Annotated in this window: 13 protein-coding genes; 12 read left to right on the top strand and 1 reads right to left on the bottom strand. The window is 40.8% G+C overall.

Annotated elements, in window-relative coordinates; translation table 11 throughout:
- The first annotated feature begins 15 nt into the window (after positions 1-15).
- The 11 genes from AAEU28_RS16600 (at position 16) to AAEU28_RS16550 (ending at position 22,678) form a co-directional block, all read left to right on the top strand.
- A complete protein-coding gene (locus AAEU28_RS16600; RefSeq protein WP_421965124.1) occupies positions 16-1,986 on the top strand; it encodes a hypothetical protein in 1,971 nt (656 codons plus the stop codon).
- Positions 1,986-5,096, top strand: coding sequence for a poly-gamma-glutamate biosynthesis protein PgsC/CapC (locus AAEU28_RS16595; protein WP_421965123.1), 3,111 nt, complete (start codon positions 1,986-1,988; stop codon positions 5,094-5,096). Before AAEU28_RS16600 ends, AAEU28_RS16595 begins: the two co-directional genes overlap by 1 nt.
- Complete coding sequence (locus tag AAEU28_RS16590; protein WP_421965122.1) at positions 5,083-7,377, top strand: hypothetical protein; 2,295 nt, start codon at positions 5,083-5,085, stop codon at positions 7,375-7,377. The genes AAEU28_RS16595 and AAEU28_RS16590 overlap by 14 nt, the downstream gene beginning before the upstream one ends.
- Complete coding sequence (locus AAEU28_RS16585) at positions 7,364-8,137, top strand: hypothetical protein (protein ID WP_421965121.1); 774 nt, start codon at positions 7,364-7,366, stop codon at positions 8,135-8,137. Before AAEU28_RS16590 ends, AAEU28_RS16585 begins: the two co-directional genes overlap by 14 nt.
- A complete protein-coding gene (locus AAEU28_RS16580) occupies positions 8,116-12,369 on the top strand; it encodes a hypothetical protein (protein ID WP_421965120.1) in 4,254 nt (1,417 codons plus the stop codon). The genes AAEU28_RS16585 and AAEU28_RS16580 overlap by 22 nt, the downstream gene beginning before the upstream one ends.
- Positions 12,359-16,444, top strand: coding sequence for a poly-gamma-glutamate synthase PgsB (locus AAEU28_RS16575; protein ID WP_421965119.1), 4,086 nt, complete (start codon positions 12,359-12,361; stop codon positions 16,442-16,444). Before AAEU28_RS16580 ends, AAEU28_RS16575 begins: the two co-directional genes overlap by 11 nt.
- A gap of 293 nt (positions 16,445-16,737) precedes the next feature.
- Positions 16,738-18,171 (top strand): peptide MFS transporter, encoded by a 1,434-nt coding sequence (locus tag AAEU28_RS16570; RefSeq protein WP_421965118.1) that lies wholly within the window; start codon positions 16,738-16,740, stop codon positions 18,169-18,171.
- Between the two features lie 427 nt (positions 18,172-18,598).
- Positions 18,599-19,645: a 4-hydroxyphenylpyruvate dioxygenase gene (gene hppD / locus AAEU28_RS16565; protein WP_421965117.1), complete on the top strand. Its 1,047-nt coding sequence runs from the start codon at positions 18,599-18,601 to the stop codon at positions 19,643-19,645.
- Between the two features lie 148 nt (positions 19,646-19,793).
- Positions 19,794-21,107, top strand: a complete 1,314-nt coding sequence (gene fahA, locus AAEU28_RS16560) for a fumarylacetoacetase (RefSeq protein ID WP_421965116.1) — start codon at positions 19,794-19,796, stop codon at positions 21,105-21,107.
- 133 nt (positions 21,108-21,240) lie between these two features.
- Entirely contained in the window at positions 21,241-22,302 is a 1,062-nt protein-coding gene (locus tag AAEU28_RS16555; RefSeq protein ID WP_421965115.1) for a M23 family metallopeptidase, read from the top strand.
- Positions 22,292-22,678, top strand: coding sequence for a bactofilin family protein (locus AAEU28_RS16550; protein ID WP_138483262.1), 387 nt, complete (start codon positions 22,292-22,294; stop codon positions 22,676-22,678). Before AAEU28_RS16555 ends, AAEU28_RS16550 begins: the two co-directional genes overlap by 11 nt.
- Here AAEU28_RS16550 and AAEU28_RS16545 read toward each other — a convergent pair.
- A complete protein-coding gene (locus AAEU28_RS16545) occupies positions 22,665-23,129 on the bottom strand; it encodes a hotdog fold domain-containing protein (RefSeq protein WP_421965114.1) in 465 nt (154 codons plus the stop codon). The two genes, AAEU28_RS16550 and AAEU28_RS16545, sit on opposite strands and share 14 nt — an antisense overlap.
- A gap of 189 nt (positions 23,130-23,318) precedes the next feature.
- On the opposite strand from AAEU28_RS16545, the gene AAEU28_RS16540 reads away from it, so the two are divergent.
- Positions 23,319-24,506, top strand: a complete 1,188-nt coding sequence (locus AAEU28_RS16540; protein WP_421965113.1) for a multidrug effflux MFS transporter — start codon at positions 23,319-23,321, stop codon at positions 24,504-24,506.
- Positions 24,507-24,681 lie beyond the last annotated feature (175 nt).

The raw sequence follows: 24,681 nt of genomic DNA, 5'->3' as shown, positions 1-24,681 counted from the left end.
TTTTAGGAACGCTTGGTGTCGGTAAAACAACAATTTTTCTTTGTAAAAAGGCATAAAACATTTTGGCTGATCATTAGTTTGATTTGCTTTATTCTGTTGGCTGAACTAACTGGTGCACTGCAGCGCTTTAATGCGCCTATTTTTAAATACTTTAGCCAAATTCAATCAGAAAAACACAGTGATGTTGTTGTCATTGAAGCTGATGCGCTTATTTTTGAACATGACCAACTCGTCTATTCTTTACTTGCGCACAATCCAAAAGCAATTATTGTTGTTTCAGACTCGAAATTAACACATATACAAGATGAAAGGGTCTTTTACCCTCGTCCAGATAATAACTTGTGCCTTGCAGACCTAAAAGCATGGCTTGGTTATACGATTCAAATCAATCACCAAACACATAACCAATGTACCAGCCTATGGGCTGAGCTATTTCCAGAGCGTCGCCTAGATCACTCACCATTACTCAGCTTTGCATTAGATTTACATGCTCTGCCAAAATTTAATAGCAAACGAGTGCAAAGTGAAGACTTACTAGCTGGGCAAATCACCGATAAATTAGTCTTAATATCACAAACGAATCACAGTTTTGGTTTACCAATTCGGGCACCAAAACTCTCCGCTGAAGTAAACCCAATTTACCTTCATGCTTTTGTTGCTCATAACCTCATTGAAGGGTCGTTAATTTCACTTATCAGTGGCAAGCTATCCCTGACTATTCAGTTAGTCAGCATCATTTTACTGCTCGTTCTTTATCAAAAAATTGCCTTTAATATAGGTATTGCCGTCGCATCTATCCTTTCCATAACCTGGCTAACGCTTTGTTTTTTTGTTATGACAGGTATGCATATGTTTTTACCTGCAGCCGAAGGCGTGATACTTAACTTTGTTACCTTATTTTGGGTCTTTTTATCGGCAAAATGGGTTGAAGAGGACGATCTAAAACGACTGATGAATAATATCAGACAAAAGATGTCTGGTCGTTATCTACCTAAATCGTTCACAGATCAAAGCACACCTTGGGACTCTATTATTCAATTAATTAATCAACAGTTGGCTTTAGATAAAAGTATTCTGCTTGCTCGCCTTGAGGGAGATCATCGTTTATACGAAATAAGAGCCATTAATTGCCAACTTTCAGATATTCACGAGATGCGCAGAGACTACGAACGTGCGCCCTATTCAGATGCAATCAAGGCATTTGGTACAGTCAAAATTACGCGCCCTTTCTTCAAAGCACTTGAAGAAAACGAATCCCAGTACATAGTCCCGCTTATGTATGCTGGTGATATTCGTGGGTTCTGGGCGATGACCATTACTCCAGATGAACGATTTAACGAAGCTGCGTTTATTAAAAATGTAAATCGATTTGCTAATCAGGTGGGGGAGCTTTTATTCCATTATCGTGTTTTCGAAACGCAAGGCAAAGCCGAAAGCAACGCAATTGCTCGTTTACTCACCTTGAATTTAGCCAAACCATTGAGTCAGCAAATAAAGCACTCGATTAACGAAATGGAACAAAAGCTGACAACCTTAGAGCATGTTTTCAATCAGATCCGTTCAGCGTCGGTGCTATTCAATTTATTCGGTCAGGTAGTACAAACTAATCATGCGCTTGAACAGCTAGCGAAACAGCATCACCTACCAATTTTCGAGATGACAGCGCTCGATTTGCTATGTCAGGTCAGTGAGTTAGATCATGAAAATGCCAAAGGAAAACTGCGCTATTTGACTTTGCACAAAGGCGAAATTTATCTCCCCGTCAAATTGGCTGAACAGCAGTTTGTATTAAACGTACGTACCATTGAATCATCGGATGAAAAAAGTAGTGCAGGAGAGCCCTTTGAAGTGGGGGGGATTTTATTTGAGTTCATTAACCTCTCTGAGCTGATGAGTCAAATACACCAAGACAAAGATCATGCAGGTTTGTTGTCAGAAAACAGTGAAAAGCAAAAAAATAACACCGAGTCTGAGGCATCTAATTAATGGATTGGATGCTGAGTATTTTTCCGACAGGTAGCGGCTTAGGCCAATCCGTTATCACCACGGTTTGGGTAGGCATAGCTGTTGTGTGCTTCTTAAACCTTCGCTTTGGTTTCCCTTTAACAGGTCTGGTTGTACCTGGTTACCTTGTGCCATTACTCATTGTTAGTCCGACTTCTGCCGCTGTTATCATAATTGAAGCGTTCGTCGTGTACTTCGTCATGCGGATTACTGCCAAGACTGTAATGGAGCGCTTAGGCTATGCTGAGATGTTTGGTCGAGACAGGTTCTTTGCCATTATCTTGATCAGTATTTTAGTGCGTGTGGTTATGGACACGCTATTTTGGCCTAGTGTCGCCGATGTACTAGGCAGTTGGGACATCACGTTTGACTACTCGACACAACTGTATAGCTTAGGGTTAGTCATCATTGCCCTCACAGCGAACGTTATGTGGAACGGCGGTTTTCGATATGGCACTAAAGTCACACTAATACAGCTTATCTTTACTTATGTTTTAGTACGATATGTATTAATGCCGATGACCAACTTCAGCATTGCCAATCTAGCCATTATGTATGAAGACGTGGCAGCTTCGATAATTGCAGCACCAAAGGCCTATATTATTTTAGTGATCACCGCATTTATCGCCTCTCGTGCCAACTTAAAATACGGCTGGGAGTTTAACGGTATCATGCTACCTGCATTACTGGCATTGCAACTCATGCAGCCGAGTAAACTGCTGACCTCTTTTATTGAAACAGCCGTGATCTTGATCATCGGGACTTTACTTCTTCAATATACACGCCTTAAAAACGCCAACTTTGAAGGCGCGCGCTTACTACTCTTTTTCTTCAATATAGGCTTTGCCTACAAGCTCGCGCTTAACTATTGTATTGTCAATTATTACCCAGCATTAAAAGTGACAGATACATTTGCTTTCGGATACATGCTATCCACTCTATTGGCGTTAAAAATCTATCAAAAAAATGCCCTTGGATTAATCATTAGGGCAACGTTTCAAACCTCTGTTGTCGGTGGGTTTGTCGCTATTTTCATTGGCTTTGTGATCATGTTTGTCCCCTCACTATTCATTGGCAACCAAATAAAGTCTTTACAGAGTTATACTGAAATACAAGATCTCAGCCAACAGCTCAGTGAGTACAAAAGTTACTTGTATACCGACCAAAAAAATAAAGTAGAGATCAGCCAGTATCAGCAGACCCAAAACTTGCAAACCTTTAGAGCTGCTATCAGCATTTTAAACCGTGACAGGCGTAATTTAGACAATATTAACAAAGCCACAGAGCTGTTACTAAAGTTAGACTTTTCACTGCGCCTAGATGGAGAGTATATTTATATTCAAGATGCCAGAAAATATGCCATTAGAGGACTGTTTGTCTTATCCAAACAAACGAAGACAGGTTTATTGCTATCGGTCCCTCACCCTTCCACAGAACGCGTTGCTACAGACTCTTCAGCACTGCTTATGACACTCCTAAAAGCAGATGCATTGGCTTTAGGCACTCAAGCTACACCGGCTTTTAGCGCCGATAATACCAGCCAGCAAAGTAATTATTATTGGGCCTTTATGAGTGCGCTTGAAAGCGAAGACATAGTGCAATTACGCTCAGTTAACGCACGTACTGCAGCCTTGCTTGAAACTGGCCCGTATGGTGCAACAGGACAATTTTGGATCTTCAATCGCATTCCAGCTGCAGTAAACCAATCTCTTCTCACCGAGCTATTAGGGTTTACGCAAAGTAATTTTGGCTTATTAAACAATCAAAGCCTGCCAAGCCCAAACTTTGAAGGAAGATTGATTGAAACCTTTATTGATACTTCTGCTTACACCTCTCTGTTGTCTAAGGTTGCTTTAAGTGACCAACTATATCAGTCTCCAGTTGCGCAAATTGAAACCAGCTTAGAAGAGGAAATAAACGCATTTATACCAAAGATAACAGCCAAAGGTAGCCAACTATTTCAAAGCTTATCTGATAATGAAGCGGCTCTCTGGGAGTATGAGATCCTTCGTCCGCTATACAGTTTATCTGATCAACTTGCAGGGCAAGAAATAACAACGGATGTACTTAACCAACTAAATAAGATAAACAATATTGCCCGTATGGTCGGGTACCAATTAAGTTTACTCAATACTGCAAACGGTCGATATATCAAGGTTTCTCCTTTAGATGACTTACAGTATTACCAATTAGGTCAAGGCCTCTATTTCATTCATTTAGACCCGACTAATGCACTCAATATCCAAGTACCTCGTCCGTTGTATGAAAGTAATACCATACAGTTTGCCAGTCAGCTGTATCAAAAGAGTAACGCGAAGCTGTTGTTAATCGCAGGGGCGCACCCATTTGCCAGTGAACAGGCCAATGTTATGGCCGCTGCCAATGTAAAAACCTTATTTAATATTGTCCATCAAAGTGCATTACGTCACTACCCACAATCCGGTGTTTTAAACTTGCAAATACGTAGCCACAGTGCGCCATCACACATTCGCCCAAGTGCTTTAGCTTTTCAGTTCACAGAACCTCACCCGAGTCATAAGTTAAGTCTGAGTAAAGTCCGTGAATCGCTTAAAGAGCTAGGAGTTGAGCACCAAATTGTTTTAGGCCAAGCCGCAACAAGAGGACTCGAATTAGGTACTTCTCCTCAAACCGGATACCAGATATTTTCGCCTGCGAGTGAGCTCGCCACACTATGGCTTGCTTCCGACTTTAAGCAACACTTTTCAATATCGAACGAAGCACTGTTGCAACGACTATTAGCGGTATCGCAGCACCCTAATTTGAAGCACACTAATATCGCAGCCCTGTCTCCTAGTGACTGGCAAGCAATTGAGACAACTCAATTAAAAGCCTTTAAGGATATTACCGAGCATTATGCGCTCTCTCAGCATTTGCCTTTTATTAAATCTCTATGTGAGCAACAAAATGCGTGTACCCTGCAGGCCACACAACTTTCTATGCCAAACGAACTCGCCTTATTGATCAAGCAAAATAATAAGATTGCACTTATTTACTTGCCTAAGAGGAATAAAGTCGTCGATTTGCAAAGGTTTACTCAAATGATGACAGGAGGACTTAATGTATTTAATTAAGTACCTGCTGACTTTACTTTTTAGGCTCAGTCTAATCTTATTGCTACTTTGGCTCGTGGTCCGAGGTTATTTTTGGATAGTGTCTGCAGAGCCAGTTGCGCTGCGCTCCGAAGATGAAACGCGCTCAACGGTGCATTGGTTACAACAAGATAAGGCGCTCACTTTTAACTTTTCCGCTGATAGAACGTATTCTATTCGAGTGCTTTCAAATGCAATTTTCTCTGAGCAACAGCAATTTGAAGAACCCGTAAACTATGCCATTGAGTACACACTTTTAGACAGTAAAGCAAACCCTCTCAGTACACACGTTTATCATCATGCTTCTAAATTGGCTTTAGATAATGAACAAAAGCAAGTAAAACAAATTATTGAAAATCGCGACACCTTGGCCGTCTCTTCAGGGCAGTCGTTTTTTATCAGCAACGAGCAACTCACTAATGCATCTGCAATCGCATTAAAGCTGATCCCTGAAAATAATCAGCTTAGAGGGGTTGTTATTCGTTTGCACGCGAAAACCCCTGTAAGCCTCAATGACATCAATAGAGCTTGGCTAAGGCAATCTACCGATTGGCGTGAACGTATGACTAATTACCACACCATTGGCAACAACGCTTTATCGAGCCAAGAAATATTAAATGCCGTCACATTTGAGTGGCAAAAATTAGCGCCACAAGGGATCCCCGGCATCGACTTTACCGGCGATACCCTATACGAAACACTGCCCTATTACGTGTTAAGTTATGACTTTAGTGCAGAGCAATTAAACCTAGATAGCTTCTATACCGATAGCCAACTGAGTGCCTCATTCAGAAACTATCAAACTCAAGACTTATTTGTCTTTAAAGAGCAAAGCGACGCGACATTATTCGCAACTTGGTATGACATTAAACAACTCAAGGCGCCTATACAGTTAAGTATCACCGCCACTGACACACCCAATACTTATCGTATTTCAAGTGTTGAACCCGGCCTGATTGTGGTTCAATCTGCCAAGCCTGTGCTAACTAGATGGTTTGCTGAAAACGATGCTCAATTTAATGCCTTGCATAGCTACTTTTATAACATTGACGAGCACTTTAGTGCTGAATATCAAGTTGCTAAAGGTAGTGATATCAACTTTGAATTTAGAGGTCCTAAAGGCACGCCTGTTGATATCACACTTTATGATAACGATATTGAGACAGAACAATACCGAATATTTCTGCAAGGCGAAAAAAGCAACTTTGACAGGATCATAGACGAAGCAACAATCCGACAGCCTGTTTTCAGTTCTGAGCAATACTATGCTCGCTTACCTAACACAGTGGATCGTATCAAAATTTCATCACCACAGACTGTGCTCGCGAAATTACAAGCCAGACAGTCGTCTTTTCATTATCAAACCGAACTATGCGAGCAACTCTGTAAACCTGAGCTAGATGACTTTACCGCTATAGGTGCTTGGTTTTCACAAAAAGCGCAGAATGATTTTACTTTTACCGAACAAAAGCGCATTACCAATGTGCGTTTGTTTGAAATGCCGCCTCCATTACCTAGCAATGAAGACATGGCAACCACCTATATGAGTCGGGACTTAATTCAAGCCTTACCTCTATCAAATACATTTTTGGTCAATAGCCCAGATAAGTATTTTGCAGATTTATTTCCTAAAGCAGAGCCAACCGAGCATCAATTCAGTCAAGTGTTTACTTTTGAACAGTTATTACAGGCTAAAAGAAATAACCAACTAAGAGACAAACGTCTTATTGAAACAAATAAAAAAGCCCCGTTTTACAAAGAGCGTGCACTCACACATTTAACTGAAACTCAATTACTGTCTTTTAAAGTCCCTGAGCATACTTTATTTGTTAACGAAGGCAGTGAACGTCCTTGGCAAAAACAGCGTGGCTACTTTTTAAAAGCCGGACAGCCTTTAACTTTAAATTATTCAAATAAACCCGAGTCGGTTGTCATCAAAGTGATTAAAACCAAAGGGTTCAAAAATTTCGTGGTACTAAACACCCGTATTAGAGGTCGATTCAAAGCTGGTTTAAGTCCAGAATACACAATTAAGAATAAACGGTTTGCATTGATGCAGGCAGAGTTAACAAAAGCTTTTGCACTGCATCCTGCAATTGCAGAAGTGCTACCATATAACAGTGTCTCACTTGCGATAAACGATGATGTACAGACACTGGAAAGTATCACCATCACTTCCAAACAAGATATTTGGATCAGTGTACTTGATGAACTAGTGCAAGCCCCCTCTGAAGCGCAATGGAGGCAATATGAAAATGATTAAGCTGATTGTTGCCATCATAGTGAGTTGTAGTGTGACCGTCGCTTGTGCAGAGCCAAAATCACCACTAGAAAAACTGACGAAAGATGTATCGAACTGGTTTCAGTCTGCGAGTAAGGCCAACTTATATTCTTGGCAATATGCGTTTAAGAATAACAGGCATCATTTGCAAGCTATCTCAAAAGTAAATGGCGGCGGAGCGCTCATTTATCGATTAAATGCCAAAGCATGTATTATTTCTATTCCGCATCGTTTCTTTGATACACACACCTACACAATAGGTGAGCAAATATATAATACGCACTGCCAACTCATGTTAGCGAATACGCATCACAGATACAGTGAAAGTTTGGATAAGCAGTCAATGGATTACTCTAAACGTCGCGATAATTTACATAACAGTGCCATTTTAGCCTTTCAGTCGCTTCACCCTAGAGCCAAAATCATACAGTTACATGGCTTTAATCAAAGCAAACGTAAAAGCGATAAGGGAAGACAGGCTGATTTTATTATCAGTCAAGGTAGAAAAGGCAATGTCATTAAGCAGCAATTAACTCTATGCTTAAGTAAAATATCAAGAAATAGTTATTTCTATCCAGAATTGATACAAGAACTTGGCGGAACGAAGAACATACTACATAAACTTAACTTAACACCGTTTTCGTTTATTCACATAGAGATAAGCAAGCCTATGAGAGAACGTCTAGTGAAAGAACAACATACAATGAGTCAATTTTCTGAATGCATAAACCAAGTTATTTAATTTTAATCGGTCTTATATTTACCTGTCAGTTGTTTGCAGCGCCCGCACCACTGCAGACTGCACCTGCCTGGGTAAATTCAGATTTATCACTTGGTCAGCCTAAAAGTCTTATTAGTATTGATAAAAGTCAATCGAAATGCCTGTATTTACCTGCAGCTCGCTGGCTCACTTTACCAGACGATATATTCAACAAAACCATAGTTTGGGTAGGCCAAACACAGTATGCCATGCGTAAGCTCCACCCCAGTGAACTGATGTGTAAAGCGCATCGCTGCCAGTTACCTGCATCGCAATACAACCAACTTGTCCAGTTTGAAAATATCACTCAAGATTGGATAAATTTAGATATCGAACAAGGCCAGTTTCATTTTCATCGAGACCCTTTTCGTCGCGCTATAAAACTGCCTCTCAAAGCCACAAAATTAAGTCTTGCTCAAGATCACGAGTTTTACTACACATTAGAACCGAAACAGAGCATGCGTTTATATTTCACTGAGGCTAAAAAGCTTAAGCTCTCAGTTCGAAAGTGGATGTCAAACCTAAAGCAGGATAATAAAGTCTTTGTTGAAGTGAACGATCAACCTGTCAGTTTAGTGAATGTATCAAACACTCATGCACCTGAATATCAAGATAATAAAGTCAGCACTGTAAATACTGATTACTTTGCTGTGCCCAAAGGCAGTTACTTAAAAATCACAGCTCAAGATCAAGCACTTATAAAACTCGAACAAATGCATCGCGGCATTTACGACCTTGATGCACTAGACAAACAACCAGAGGCGCTTCTTAACCCTTATTGGACAGCTAAACTAGATGATGCCTTTGTAAAAATCTACTCACAACAAGACTTATCTTCAATTAGTCACTTCTCAATTGCTGATGCTTCAGTGCTTGAACAGCGACGTTACCAAGATCTGGTGAGCACCATTTCAACACGAAGAAATGCGCAAGTCAGTAATCGTGGGTTACCTATAGAAAGCAACAATAGCAAACAAAGGGTCGTGTCTGGTTTACGCGCTGCAAGCGAGCAACTCTATTCAGTGTCACAACACAAGGTACTTACCAGCCATCAACTAAAAGACACGTTAAGTTTTGATATCAGCCAATTTCAGCGGATCAGAGAATCGTTATTTCTTTATGTTCAAGCTGAGCATAGCGGCCACTTAGTCGCTGAATACGACAATCAAAGACATATTATTCAATTTTCACCAAGCCAAGCATTCAGCCGAATTGTGCTGCCTGTAAGCTTGCAATCACACTCTTTAAAACTATTCAGTGCCGATGAACAAGTGGTAAATATTGCCATTGAAGTAGATGACTTATTGACCTTGCCAAACAACCCATTACTTTATTTAATGCAAGAAAAAATAGCGACCAAAAGCCCAGCGCTCGCAACATTACTTGACCAACAAAACAATCTGCTGGCGCAGGCTTTCATCAATAGTCTGCCTCTCCCACTCGAGACATCTGTTAACAAAAGACCGTATGAAAACGACTACCAGTTAATCTCAAAAGCGATGAACTTAGCCTTGTCAGAGCCGAGTAAAGCTTTGCCCTTGTTGAAAGATTTAGTCAATAGCGAGATTGCCAGCATTGCACTCGATGCTTGGCGAATGCGCATTGATTTATTGACTAAGCTCGATAGAGTCTCGACAGCCAACGCCTACTTAGAAAGCTTGCTGCAATCCGAGCGTCCACTACTCAGTAATTATGCTGCACAGGCACTCTTTAGCCGCTACTTAGACACTAAACAGGTATATAAACTTCAAGGTTTATGTGCATACAAGTTTGATGTTTTAACTGGCTGCGACAGCTTGATGAGAGAGTTCTTGTTAGCACAACAAAAAAACTTACAAGCACTGTGGACACAGCATGATAATCATAATTTTACAGACACAGCTTTACATAGCTGGATGCAAAGCCGTATTGCACAATTAACCCCTTTAAGAGAACCAACAACCTCTTCATTTGATATCAAACATTTTGGTGCCGTGAACTTGCAAGGTGATACATCTGATTACAATGCTTATACTTTGCAAACAGGTTCGCCAATACAGCTTTATGCTAAGCAAGATTTAACATTACAGTTAAGAGTAAGAACGCCTTACATCCACGATGGTACACAACAACAACACTGGCTGCATTTAGATACAAACTCAACACAGTCTATTTTGCCTGTCTTTGCGGATGTCGCTTCTACTACGCAAGTTCAACACAATGAGCTTAAACTGTCCGTGGCCAGTGAGGCACTTATCACGCTAAATAAAGGTGAGCAACTGACTTTAAGTAGTGAGCAACACCAGTACTTAAGTTTAAGGGTATTACCTGAACCACTTGCATATAAAGCGCACTTAAACTCCGACGCTGTAGCATTTTCTCTTAAGCAGCCATTTATTAACCTGCTCCACCAGCCTGATATCGATATTAAAACGTTACTCACAAATGCGTTATATCGATTAAGCCATGAGACTCTAAACAACTATGAGTTCAACCTGCTATTTGCCAAACTTGAATACGTAAATCTATCCGACAGTTTGAACTCACTTAAGAACCGTATTGAGCATTATGGGTCATGGCAACCAATTGAGCAGTACTTAAATTATTCTGGTACTCAACTCATTGACATGAATGCCATAACGCAACGCAGTTTAGCTGAGCAAATAAGCCGTCATACAAGCAAAAATTCAAACTTAGACGGGCTATTAATTCGTCCAAATCACACTCTAAACTTAGACCTGAGAGAATTAGCGGGTCATAAAGTGAAACTCATTTTTGATTTCGCCGCTGCAGAGTTAGTTAAGACCAACTACGCCAATATTCTCGTATCTACCAGCACAAACAGTGTACTTTGGACCATAGAGAATAACCACAATAGTGAGTTAGCATTAACTGATACCGAGCTTGCAAGTGGTCAAATCGCACTACGTTGGATGAACCCGTTTATTTCTCAACTGGTCAGTGTAAAAATTCAAACCTATCAACAAGGCCGCTGGCAAGATGCGAAGTTAGATACACGCCAACTATTTTATTTTGCAGAAGTTGATAAGCAAATAAGCGCAAAACTAAATTCAGATAGTTTAATAAAAATTGAGCGCCTCTCAGGCCAAGTCAGAGAAGAGCAAATCGGTTTTTATCCTGCAGGGAAAATCAATATTCAAGCAAAGACTTCACAGTTAGCACGCGTTTTTAAATGGCAACTCGACCCCAATCGAGCTAAAACCAGTTTTGCGCCATCAATCGAGCCCTTAATCGTTGAAAGACCCATTTATTTTCATGAACCATCGAAAAAGCCATTTTATGAGGATATTTTATCTACTGATGAAAATCTCACCCATGTTGAAGGACTCGTTAGATACAACCGAGCAGGCATCTTCGAAAGTGAACAAAGCCCGTCTGCTCGTCACTATACCGATTTTGGTCTCAGGCTTAGAAATAAGGATAAGCAACATTGGTATTTACTAGAATCATTATTCACACTCGATAATCAAAATTACGAAACGTTTTCTATCAACGCACAACACAATTGGTTATCGAAAGAAAGTCATTGGTTTAGTGAAGCTAGAATAAATAACCGTTGGCAAAACGATACGCCTATTAGCGAGAGCCATCTCAGTTCTAATATTAGTTTTAAAATTGGCGAAACTTGGCGAGACGACAACATTCATCGTCATCAATGGTGGTGGCAGCCATTTTATTACTACACTAGCATCACCGCAGATGAATATATTGCTGACAGACTGATGAGTCCGTCGATGTTTAGTTTTTATCGTGAAGATCATATGCATGGTTGGCGGGCGGCTTATCAATATCGCTATCAACCTTGGGTAGATAATCAGCTATCCGCTAGCTTTTCTACAACTTCAAATAAAGACTGGACGTCTTTTGACAGCCTAGGTTTTGATATTGAGCTACAGCAATTTTACCAAGGGCATATTTTTACGCTCGCAGGCGCATCACAATATAAATTTGCCGATCAACACAGGCCTAACAATACGTGGCAATATTTAACCCAAGTAAGTTGGCAAACCTTGTTTGATTTTTCAGATAATACAGCAGGATGGATAGAACTGAGCTGGACACAGGATTGGTTTAGAAAAGACCACTCACTACGTTTAGAAATTAACCTAGGGAACTTACAAAATACCGGGTTTGGGCCGTTTGCTCACGATGAAATTCTCTTTGAATCACTCCAATTGACGCATTTTTTAGAACAAGATATTTATGACCAATAATGAATTAAAGCAGCAACTTGAGTTAATTTTATTTGCCAATATCGAAGAGTTTTGGCTCAAGCTCTACCGTCATAAATATCAGAATCTGATCAATGAGCTATTACAATGGCCGTTAATTAGAAATATTCCTGAAAATGAATCGCTACAAGCTTGGTTGCAACTGCAATCCATCGCCTTTTTAAGGCACAAAATTGAAAAGCTTAATGCGCATACTCAAAAGCTAGACGCATCTTATCAGTTATTTGTACAGCGCTTAGCAAAAGCAGAGATCAGCGCAGAAAAAGAACTTCATATTCTGAGTTATGCGCGAGAGCTCGGCGCCACTGAAGCCCAGTTAAAAGAGGATAAACAGGCCTTGTCACGCTGGTTTGATGATGGCGCCGTGATAGACCGTTATCAACGACAAGTTGCCGATACTGAACAAACTCTTAAGTTCCTGATCAGCAAACTTGGCGCTCTAACTACATCTCATTTACGCGTTAATGAAGCTGAAATCTTAGACAACTGGAAAAAGCTCGATCTTGAACCCTTTTTTATGCAGATGCTGCAAAATAATCACAGTGTTCATATCAAGCATAGTCTTATTCGTGCTTTAGTGAATCAGGTAGCGGTCATCCATCAATGCCACGCCGACCCAGAACTCAACGAGGAGCTGGCTGCAGAGTTAATTGAATTACTCGAAGAACCCAGTACCCCTTACCAAGCAGTGATTGATATTCTTGAGATTTTATATGTTCAGCGCCCTACTTTTATCAGAGCGCATATTTGGGCTCTCATACAAGAAACCGTCATCGACTTTGCTGACAGGCCTAAAAGTAATGACAGCTTATTTGTGCTTGCTGCGCTGCCACGGATCATTGCCAAGCAACCTAAGCTTACCAGCAAAGAAATGGACTTATTAAATAGCCTAAGTGAACACCCCTACCCACGTGTAAGGCAAGCGTTAATTGAGCAATTAAGTGTCATTGACTTCGAACAAGCAAAAACGCTGCTAGTCAGAAGGCTCGAAGAAGAGACCTGTGGCGCGGTGTTATTTACCTTAGTGAAACAATTCACACAACCACAATATGCCGAAGATGCCTTTATCTTAAAACTTTGGCAACAAGTACTTCAAAAGCCGCTGCCTTTTGAAGTAAAACGACTCAATATCGAGAACAGTGCCCGCGTGATGCTCAATTTGCAGCTGCAATCTGATAAACCTGAACAGATTTTTCAGAAATTTATTCAAACGCTTAATATGGCGCTCGACAAAGAATCACATATTGCATTAAAAAGACATATTACAAGAGCAAGAGAGCAATTAGTCAGCTTTAGTCAACAAACTTTACTGGCAAATATCGAAGAGCAGCTTTCACAAACACAAAGTATTACGCTCTCACGGGGCGTTGATCGTCATACCCTAGGCCGAGCCTTGAGCTTTAAAGCACAACATGCAGAAGCATTTAGTGGTAGAGCCACAAAGCAGCACTGGCATATTATACCAGGCTATCGACGAGGTCGACGCTTTTGGCGGATATGGCATGAGTTCTTTAATCCCAGTACCGATAAACGCCAGAGTTTTAACCACACGCTGACAAAAAAACCCTCAGCTGAGTTGCATGTTGCTAGTTGTAGTGTCGCTGAAATTAGTGAAACCAACGTTCCTGGTGAGGCGCTGTTTAACCTAACTGAGCACTCAGCAAGACCACATTTACCGCTATTGGATTACCTATTGTCGGTGCTCAGCCAAGATAGAAGCAAAGAGCCCGCTTTTAGCTATACCCCAGATGGTATTTTAGAAATACATCGCCCTGCCACACTCATAAAACGAATTAAAGCATATTGGCACATCTCTGTTCATTTTGAGCAACTCGATAGCTTAAGAAAAGGCAGTGAACTTGAGCAAAAGAAGTTCATTTCAACCTTGAGAGAACTCGGTTTCGAAATAAAATTTAATGCGTACGGAGACGTACTTGGTGCATCATTTCCTGTCGAGCAAAGTATCGCTAAACTCTATAGTAAAACCGCATTAACCCCTGTGCTCCTTAATATCTGGTTTAGCTTCAAAGAGTACCTGTATTCCATTTATCAAAACTCAATTTCACAATTGGTCTTTTTCGTTACCGGCTTTATGGCTTATTTTTGGGGTCGACACATCCATGTCAGCAAAAAAATAAAACGTAACCGCAATGCAATCCCTGTCAGTATCGGTGGTTGGGGAACGCGAGGAAAGTCAGGCACTGAACGATTAAAAGCCGCACTGTTCAGCAGTTTAGATTTACGTGTTATCGCCAAAACCACAGGGTGCGAAGCCATGATGATTTACGGTAAGAGCAGCGGAGAGCAGTACGAAGTGCCACTATTCAGACCTTTCGATAAGGCCAGCATATGGGAGCAAAGTGATGTACTCGATTTTGCCAGAAAAACCAAAGCCGATGTCTTTCTCTGGGAGTGTATGGGCCTAACCCCAAGATATGTAAGGATTTTACGTCGCTGGATGCAAGATAATTTTGCTACTATTACTAACGCTTATCCAGATCATGAAGATATATTGGGCCCAACAGGCATTGATGTTGCCAAAGAGATGTCTGCGTTTATAGGGAGTAATACACAAGTATTCACAGCGGAACAATCAATGATGCCGATTTTAAGTGATGCCGCAGATGCCAAACACACGACTCTAATTCAAACGCATTGGGGAGATGGCTATCAAATCACGCCAGATATTCGTGCTTTATACCCTTATGAAGAGCATCCTGATAACATCGCACTTGTGTGTAAAATGGCTCAGTATATTGGCATAGAAAAAGACTATGTATATAAAGAAACGGCTGAGCGCATCGTGCCAGACATTGGTGTGTTACAACATTTTCAGTCGGCCCCTATTGGCACTATCTCTCAATCTTTTGTGAATAGTATGTCGGCCAATGAGCGGCTTGCGACCATAGAAAACTGGAAGCGTTTGGAGCTATTTGATTTAAACGACCAGCCCCATATTCAAACCATTGCATTAATCAATAATCGCAATGACCGTATTGCTCGTTCCAAAGTATTCGCGCAAATCTTGGCAGAAGATTTACGCTTCGACTTCCTAGTCGTCATAGGCACCAACGTTGACGGCTTCAATTCATATTTACAGCGTGGCATTGACGAACGTCTCGACACCTTGTTGAAAAATAACGATGTAAACGACCTCAAGGCCTTTCTTAACCAGTTGAACGTACTTTATAGTCCTCAGACTTGGCTTGAGAAAATTAATCACACCTTAGACATACCGCTACAAACAACGGATATTACTTCTTTAGAAACTTTAACAGCCGTGTTAAATGTTAGGTTGTTAAACGATACTGACCATATACAAAAAATTGTCACTCAATATGAAAACTGGCAAATGGCTGGTTCACTGCTTGAAATAGATGATTTATCAAATCATTCAGAATTATTAAAGGAAACAGTGCAAAGCATTGTTGCAAGCAAAATCGTTTTAGTTGAGAACGCCTATGTAAAACCTGATCAGCTAACAAGCCACATCGCCAACCTAGCGATGAAAAATCAGCATCAACTCATTGTAGGTATGCAAAATATTAAAGGTGCGGGCCTCAACTACGTTTACATGTGGCAGCAGTGGCAAAAAATATACCATATCTGCGAAACCCTTAAGTCTTCGAGCACCAAACAATCTGAATTTAGAAAGCTACTTTTAAAACTTGCTCAACAACCTAAGTTCAGTGCTATTGAGATTGATTACTTAAAGTTAGCAATTGAAGATATTTCTCACTCAGAACATGCGCAAAATGAATTTAGCCAAGCTGAAATAAAGTATATTCAAGAAAAACTCACCACAGCTAAAACTGAGAGTAATATAGATGACGATCAACAGCCGAAAAGCAAGTTTAGAGGATTTTTTAATCAGGTTGTCGAGTCATTTTTAGATGCTGGCGCTGCCGTTAAACGTAAAAAAACAGCACAACAGGTTTATCAAGATATTGCTGAACAACGCATCACCATAGAAAAGGCAATCTCAGTACTCGCGACTCTGAATCGAAGTCAAAAGCCGGGCTGGTTAACGTCAAAGAATGAGCAACAAGATTTGTAATCTTCTTAATCTGCACCAGCAGATTTTATCTTATACAATACTCGGTTTGTCTTGTCAGACTTCCCCTAATGCCTAGCGCTGGGTATACTGCATCGCTACAGTGCATATTTACGCAAATATAATGCGAATGTACCTGTTTCAAGGTTTTACCAATTTCATTAAAGTAATGCGCTTATTAACAATACATCGCTTTAATGAAATTGTTATTAGACGTTTGGCCAAACGTCACCCAAGCACACAGTGCATAATTATAACTAGGCCACACAACACATTTTGATAATTTAGGAAGAAATATGAGCACATTACCTAAAGCAGGTGAGTTTTTAGGGCACCCTAAGGGGCTTTTCCTGCTATTCGGCACAGAAATGTGGGAACGATTCGGTTACTACGGCATGCGTGCCATCTTGGTATTATATCTTGTTGCTATGGCACAAGACGGCGGCTTCGGCTGGAGCAACGCCGATGCATTAAGTCTATACGGTACATTTACTATGGCGGTATACCTAACACCACTATTCGGTGGCTGGTTAGCCGACAACGTATTAGGTCAACGTAAAGCCATCATTATTGGTGGTATTTTAATGGCTGCAGGTCACTTTACTATGGGTATTCCTCACTCACTTGTAAGTGGCATGGAAGAAAGTGTTTTCTATGTAGGTTTAACTTTACTGTGTATTGGTAATGGTTTATTTAAGCCAAATATCTCTACGATGGTTGGTGATTTATACCAAGAAGGTGACAAACGTCGTGACGGTGCTTTCACTATCTTCTATATGGGTATTAACTTAGGTGGTGCACTAGGTCCACTTGTTGCAGGTTATGTGGCTGCAGTTGTTAACTGGCAAGCAGGTTTTATTGCCGCTGGTGTTGGCATGGTTATTTCAGTTGTTATGCAATTGATTCTAAGCAACAAGTATCTTGGTGACATTGGTGTTGTACCTTCAGCAAAACTGTCTCAGCAACAGTCTGAATCAGGTCAGAAAGAGCCGCTAACTAAAGTTGAAAAAGACCGAATCAAAGTAATCTTCACAATGAGTGTATTCAGTATCATTTTCTGGATGGGTTTCGAGCAAGCAGGTGGTTTAATGAACCTATTTGCTAACGATTACACTGACCGCATGCTAATGGGCTTTGAAATTCCAGCCTCTTGGTTCCAATCTCTTAACTCAATCTTCATCATTATCTTTGCACCTATCGTGGCAATGATTTGGCTAAAACTAGATCAGAAAGAACCAAACTCACCGGTCAAATTTGCCATTGGTTTAGTGTTCTTAGCGCTTGGTTTCTTTACTATGATGTTGGCACTAGCGACTGAAGGTGGCAATGGTGATGCACTACAAATCAGCATGATTTGGTTAGTACTTTTCTATTTATTCCACACACTGGGTGAGCTTTGTTTATCACCTATCGGTCTTTCAATGGTAAGTAAGCTTGCGCCACTACGTCTTGCTTCATTACTAATGGGTATCTGGTTCTTATGTACTGCTATTGCAAATAAGATTGCAGGCTTCGTAGGCTCTTTCTTAGGCGAAGGTGAAGCGGCTATGGAAAATGCCATGGGTATCTTCATCGGTCTAGGTGCAACAGCAATGATTTCAGCAGCGCTTATGTACTTTTTAAGCGACCGTTTAGTTGACTGGATGCATGGCGCAGAAGGCAACAACGAACCACACACACAAGAGCATTATTTAAGTGAAGAGTTAGAAGTGTCTGCTTCTAAGCAATAATTCTCCTTGCGACAAAAAGCCGCTTATGCGGCTTTTTTTGTGTCTCCTTCCCAACTGTATTGCATTCTTTACACCCACTCCTTTTAGATGCAACTTCAAGGGTATTCTTTGAACTTATAGCCCCATTTCCTTTTAAAAAAAAACAACAAAAATAACCCTTTAATATCAGAACTTTAAGTGTTTTCGATTGCAAAATTTAAAACATCAATTGGCCTGCTATTTTTATTATTGCCCGCCTGCGGGAATTCCATCACCTGTCCAAGTCGAAATGCAGCAAAGTCGTTATTAATGTGTGTTTTTAAATTTACAAATGCCCCCCTGACAATATCACTGCCCTATCTTCCCCTATTGCGATTTTTGATTAATGATTCGTTTCAACAACAAATCTAACAAGCAACCCAATTGTGCTTAATTGCGGAGTATGACAATGAGTGAAGTAAAAAACCCACTAGGTTTGGTTGGTATCGAATTTACTGAATACGCAACCCCAGATGCAGATTACATGGACAAAATCTTTGCTGATTTTGGTTTCTCTAAACTTAAAAAGTTTAAAGGTAAAGACATCGTTCATTACAACCAGAACGAGATCCATTTCTTACTAAACAACGAGCGTGGCGGTTTCTCTGCTGAGTTCGCAAAATCTCATGGTCCTGCGATTTGTTCAATGGGCTGGCGTGTAGAAGACGCTCAAAAAGCGTTTGATATTGCTGTAGAGCGTGGTGCTAAACCTGCAACAGATTCAGCAAACAAAGATCTACCGTACCCAGCAATTTACGGTATTGGCGACAGCTTAATTTACTTCATCGACGTATTCGGTGATAAAGGTTCAATCTTTGAAAATGATTTTGAAGACCTAGCTGAGCAAAACATTGTTGAAGATAAAGGCTTCATCCGTATCGACCACCTAACAAACAATGTTTACAAAGGTACGATGGAAACTTGGGCTAACTTCTATAAAGGTGTATTCGGCTTTGAAGAAGTACGTTACTTCGACATCAAAGGTCAAAAGACGGCACTACTGTCTTACGCGCTTAAGTCGCCTTGTGGTACTTTCTCTATTCCAATCAACGAAGGTAAAGATGACAACAACAACCAGATCGACGAGTACTTAGACGAGTACAATGGTCCAGGTGTACAGCATCTTGCATTCTTAACAAATGACCTTGTTGGTTCACTAGATAAGTTAGACAAAACAAACATTGCAACACTAGATATCGTTGAACACTACTACGACACTATCTTCGACCGTGTTCCTTGGGTTAAAGAAGATAAAGAGAAAATCAAAGAGCACCAAATCTTAGTAGATAGCCAAAGCGAAGACTGTTACTTACTACAGATCTTCACTAAGAACCTATTCGGCCCTATCTTCATTGAGATGATCCAACGTGTCGATGACGGTGGTTTCGGTGAAGGTAACTTCCAAGCGCTATTCGAATCAATCGAGCGCGACCAAGAGCGTCGTGGTGTTATCTAATTTTAGATAACCTGAGTAAATTAAAAGCAGCTGACGTTAAAAACGTAGCTGCTTTTGTAGTTTTTAAAGCTAAGTCGTTTTCCAAGCTTGATTTACTTTATTGAATCTCCATATTTAGACTTAGCCAACTAATGCAAAAGGAAAGACCATGTCTTTTATTAATGAAACGCACGATATTAATTTAAAAAGCTGGGTAAGCAGCGCAAACGTTGCGGGTAATGACTTCCCAATCCAAAACCTACCATTCGCCTCTTTCCGTCGTAAAGGCTCATCTGAAGAGTTCCGCGGTGGTGTTGCTATCGGCGACCAAGTTTTAGATTTAGCGGTAGTTGCAGCTGCAGGTATTTTCTCTGGCGAAGCACAAGAAGCGGTAGAAGCAGCTAACGCACCTGCGCTTAACGAGTTTATGGGCATGGGCAAAGCACATTGGTCAGCACTTCGTTTAGCGCTTTCAAAAGCACTACGTGAAGGTTCTGAGCACCAAGGTGCACTTGAGTCTGCTTTAGTTTCACAAGATGACGTTGAATATGCATTGCCTTGCCACATTGGTGATTACACAGATTTCTACACGTCAATATATCACGCAACTGCGGTAGGTAGCTTATTCCGCCCTGATAACCCGCTTCTACCTAACTACAAATGGGTACCAATTGGTTATCACGGCCGTGCATCTTCTATTGATGTATCTGGTCAAAGCTTCCCACGTCCTAAAGGTCAAACTAAAGCACCTGACGCAGATACACCATCATTTGGCCCAGCAAAACGTATGGACTACGAATTAGAGCTAGGTATATACCTTGGTAAAGGTAATGAACTTGGTGATGCAATTAGCATTGAAGATGCTGAAGATCACGTATTTGGTTTCTGTCTATTTAACGACTGGTCGGCACGTGACTTACAAGCATGGGAATACCAACCATTAGGTCCATTCCTTGCGAAAAACTTTGCATCAACGGTTTCACCTTGGATTGTAACAACAGAAGCATTAGCACCATACCGTACACAATGGCACCGTGATGAAAACGATCCTCAGCCACTAGAGTACCTTGAGTCTTCTCATAACCGTGAAGCCGGTGCTTTCGACATTCAAATGGATGTACTACTAGAATCTGAGAAAATGCGTGCTGAAGGTGCAGCGCCGAGCAAGCTTTCTGAGTCTAGCTTTAAGCACAGCTACTGGACGGTTGCACAAATGGTGACACACCACACGGTAAACGGCTGTAACTTTATTCCTGGTGATATGCTAGGTTCTGGTACACAGTCAGGTCCTGAGCACGAAGAAGCTGGCTCTATGCTAGAGCTGTCTCGTGGCGGTAAAGAAACCATCACACTGAACAATGGTGAAGAGCGTAAGTTCTTAGAAGATGGTGACAAGGTTATCATGCGCGGTTGGTGTGAAGCAGACGGCTTTAACCGCATTGGTTTTGGTTCAGTTGAAGGCACGGTTTTACCTGCAAAATAAACTGTCAAAACTTAATAAAAAACACTATTCAAATCAAAGGCGTGCATAGAACACGCCTTTTTTTGTGTTTTTAAGCTGGATTTTTGCATAAATATTGTTAAGGTAGAGCGTTGTTAACAGGTTATTAAGAATTATGTTGAACAAGATCAGTTACCTAGCCAAAAGCGCATTTAAGCCAAAACAATTATTACTTCGTCAAAATGGTGACGTGAGTATGTTTACCCTACCTAGCAGCCTGCAAGTAAGCTTGCTATGTGCCGCTGTAGGTGCGGTTTGCTGGGTCAGTGTGAGCTCTTATGGTTATGTACAACAACAAGAGCAAATACAAACGTTAGAAAAACAACGTTTGACGGCTGAGTCAAATTGGCAGCTAGAAAAACAACAATTAGAGCAAAAATTAGCCGAGCAAACAAAAACACTTCAAGATCTTTCGCAACAACAGAACTTATTAGAGGGCTTAGTTGAGGCTTTACCAGAAAGTGTCGCTACGCCAGCAACATCAGAACAGCAAGTCACTGAAAAAGATGAGTTTGAAGATCAGTCAAAAAACTTAGCCGATAAGCAAACATCATTACTCAACCACATCGAAAATAGCATCACCGCAAGAGCAAGCGAATTGCATACCCACTTAGATGAAATTGGTTTAGATAAGCAATTGGCACCGTCACCAATCGCACAGGGGGGTCCTTACCACCAGTTAGACACTCAACATATTTCTGCCGATTACTTAAGCGTGATTGATAAGCTGGTTGAACTTAATGAACTTGAACAGATGATCACTTTACTGCCTGATAGCATGCCGGTAAAACAAGAAAAGTTTTATGTATCAAGTCAATTTGGTTATCGCAAAGATCCCATTACAGGTCGCAGAGCCATGCATAAAGGCGTTGATCTCGCAGGTTGGCATAAAACTGATATCCATGCCCCTGCAGCTGGCACTGTGACAAAAGCAGGTAAAAATGGCGGCTATGGTAAGTTTGTTGAAATTGAGCATGCCAATGGGCTAGTTACGCGTTTTGGTCATCTTCACACCATTAAAGTTAAAAAAGGCCAAAAAGTAGAAAAGTCGGATGTGATTGCTTTGATGGGAAGTACTGGCAGAAGTACCAGCACTCATTTACACTATGAAGTCTTACAAAATGGTAAGCATATCAATCCGATAAAACTGGCTAAGGTACTTTCTCGTGTTCAATAAATTTAAAAATAACAGCAGCGCAAGTTTACCCGCATTAATTTCACCTAACACCCATGTGACTGGGCAGATTGACTGTGATGGGGAATTACAAGTAGATGGAAAAGTAACTGGCGATTTAAAAGTATCGACACTGATCGTGGGTCAAAATGGTGAAGTTAACGGAAATATTATCGCTGAAAAAGTACAAGTTAAAGGGACGATCAACGGCAACATTGACGCGCAATCAGTTCACCTAGAAGTAACCGCCAAAGTACATGGTGACGTTGCTCATGACACACTGACTATCGATGCAGGTGCGCATTTAGAAGGCAAGCTTACTCATAAGCAAGCCCCCGACAATATCACTCCCATCAAAGAGCAAGCTAACGCTCAGTAATATACATAGTGATGTCAGCATGAAATACTTTGGTTTTGTGCTGATCAAATACTTCTACAGGTACAACTAAGTCTTCTTTATCTTGCCACACTCTCGGTAAGTCAATTTTAGCCTCAGCGGTTAGAACACCATCTGCCTTTTTTAGATATTGCACTGTCATTCCCTTTGGGATCCAGCGGTGGGTTTTAACTGGGACGGTAGCATCAGTCATGACACCTGCCACCAGCTCAGCTAAATTACACTGTGCAATGGCATGGATAGTACCAATATGATTTTGAATCGAGCGGCGTTTCTTTATTACTGCAACGCATTTTCCCACTTCTAAATGTGTAATAGTCGGTTTGATAGAACCAAAGTAAGGTGCCTTAATACATACAGCTTTGCTAAATAGCCAATTACCAAAGGGTAACCAACGCACACTTTTATAAATCCCCATTAATGATGCAGCCATGTTTTGCTCCAATAATTGTTCTTATTTAATTAGCAAACATAACTCATCAGACCAGTTTTCAGCAAGTCTAAATTGAATATAACCCCAAGTAAAAAGCCATAAATGAAAATATATTATCGTTTCTCGGTATTAAGTCCTGTCGTTTTTATTTTAGAACGTTAAAATACGCGGCCTCAATAAGGAGTGCGCATGTCTGATCCCCAAATAAACTCAAAACTCAGCGTTTTTATTCTCATTTTACTCGTTATTTTCTGTCCGCTTGGCATCGATTTATATCTACCAGCATTTCCTGCAATGCAACAAGGTTTAAGTGTTAGCAATGAACAAGTGCAACAAACTGTTGGTATTTATATGCTGACTGTAGGGCTTGGACAACTTATTGCAGGGCCGCTTGCCGATAGATATGGTAGAAGACCCATTGCTTTGGTTGGTATTTCATTATTTGCACTCGGTGGCTTGCTCGCAGCAAACACCAATGACTGGTGCGTGATCATGACCGCCCGAGCATTGCAGGGGTTTGGCGCATGTGCAACTTTTGTTACTGCTTTTGCCATTGTCAGAGATCAGTTCGGTCATAAAGGCAGCGGTAAAATGATCACCTACCTCAATGGTATCGTGTGCTTTATACCTGCATTGGCGCCTATTTTCGGTGCTTGGTTAACCGTACAATTTGGCTGGCAAAGTAACTTTATCTTTTTAGTTATCTTTGCCGTACTTGGTTTTATATTGCTATTTTTGCTGTGCCCTGAAACGCGTCCAAAAGATACCATTTATTCTGGTCATATTTTAGATTTAAGACGCTTTCAGCCTATGCTATCAAGCAGTGAATTTATGTTTAATGCCTGTATCACCATGGTGGCAATGTCAGCTATGTTGGTATTTGTCACTACAGCACCTGAGTGGGTAATGACTCAGCTAAATAAAGGTATTTCTGAGTTTACAATTTGGTTTACTGTGAATGCCATAATCAGTATTGCAGCCAGCTTTATCGCCCCTAAATACATTCAAAGCGCACCTAAACAGAGCCTAATTTTTGGATTAGCGCTGCTAACTCTTGGTGGCCTATTCATGATGGTGCTTAGTAGTGTCGCTGAACCAGTTGTATTTATGCTGCCAATGTATATTGCCTCTATCGGCTTTGCATTTACATTGGGCTCTGCAGCTGGAAAAGCACTTGGCGGCTTTGCACAACAAGCGGGCACCGCATCTGCGCTCATTGGTGTGATGCAAATGTCAGGCGCTGCAGTACTTGCTGTATTAACACAGCAATTTGGTTTGAGTGCACCGGTTCAAGTTGGTATTCATTTAACAACCTGCCTGTTATTTTTAATTGCACTCAAATCAACAAAGAGCAACGTACTTTATTCAAACTCATGATAAAAAGGTAAGACCTGTTTTTACTAATAGGTCTTACTCTCACCTGCGTTCCCACTATGGTAAACCATGTAAATATCTGGACTTCCGTTAATATTTTTTACTTCTACGCCTAGATTTTTTTATTCTAAAAAACTCGATAAAATGTAATTTTGTACCCTTTACAACCAAAAAATTT

It is taken from the genome of Pseudoalteromonas sp. SS15, assembly GCF_049257195.1.
Classification (GTDB): domain Bacteria; phylum Pseudomonadota; class Gammaproteobacteria; order Enterobacterales; family Alteromonadaceae; genus Pseudoalteromonas.
The sequence above is the reverse complement of the archived record's forward strand: the minus strand, read 5'-3'. Positions and strand labels throughout refer to the sequence as shown.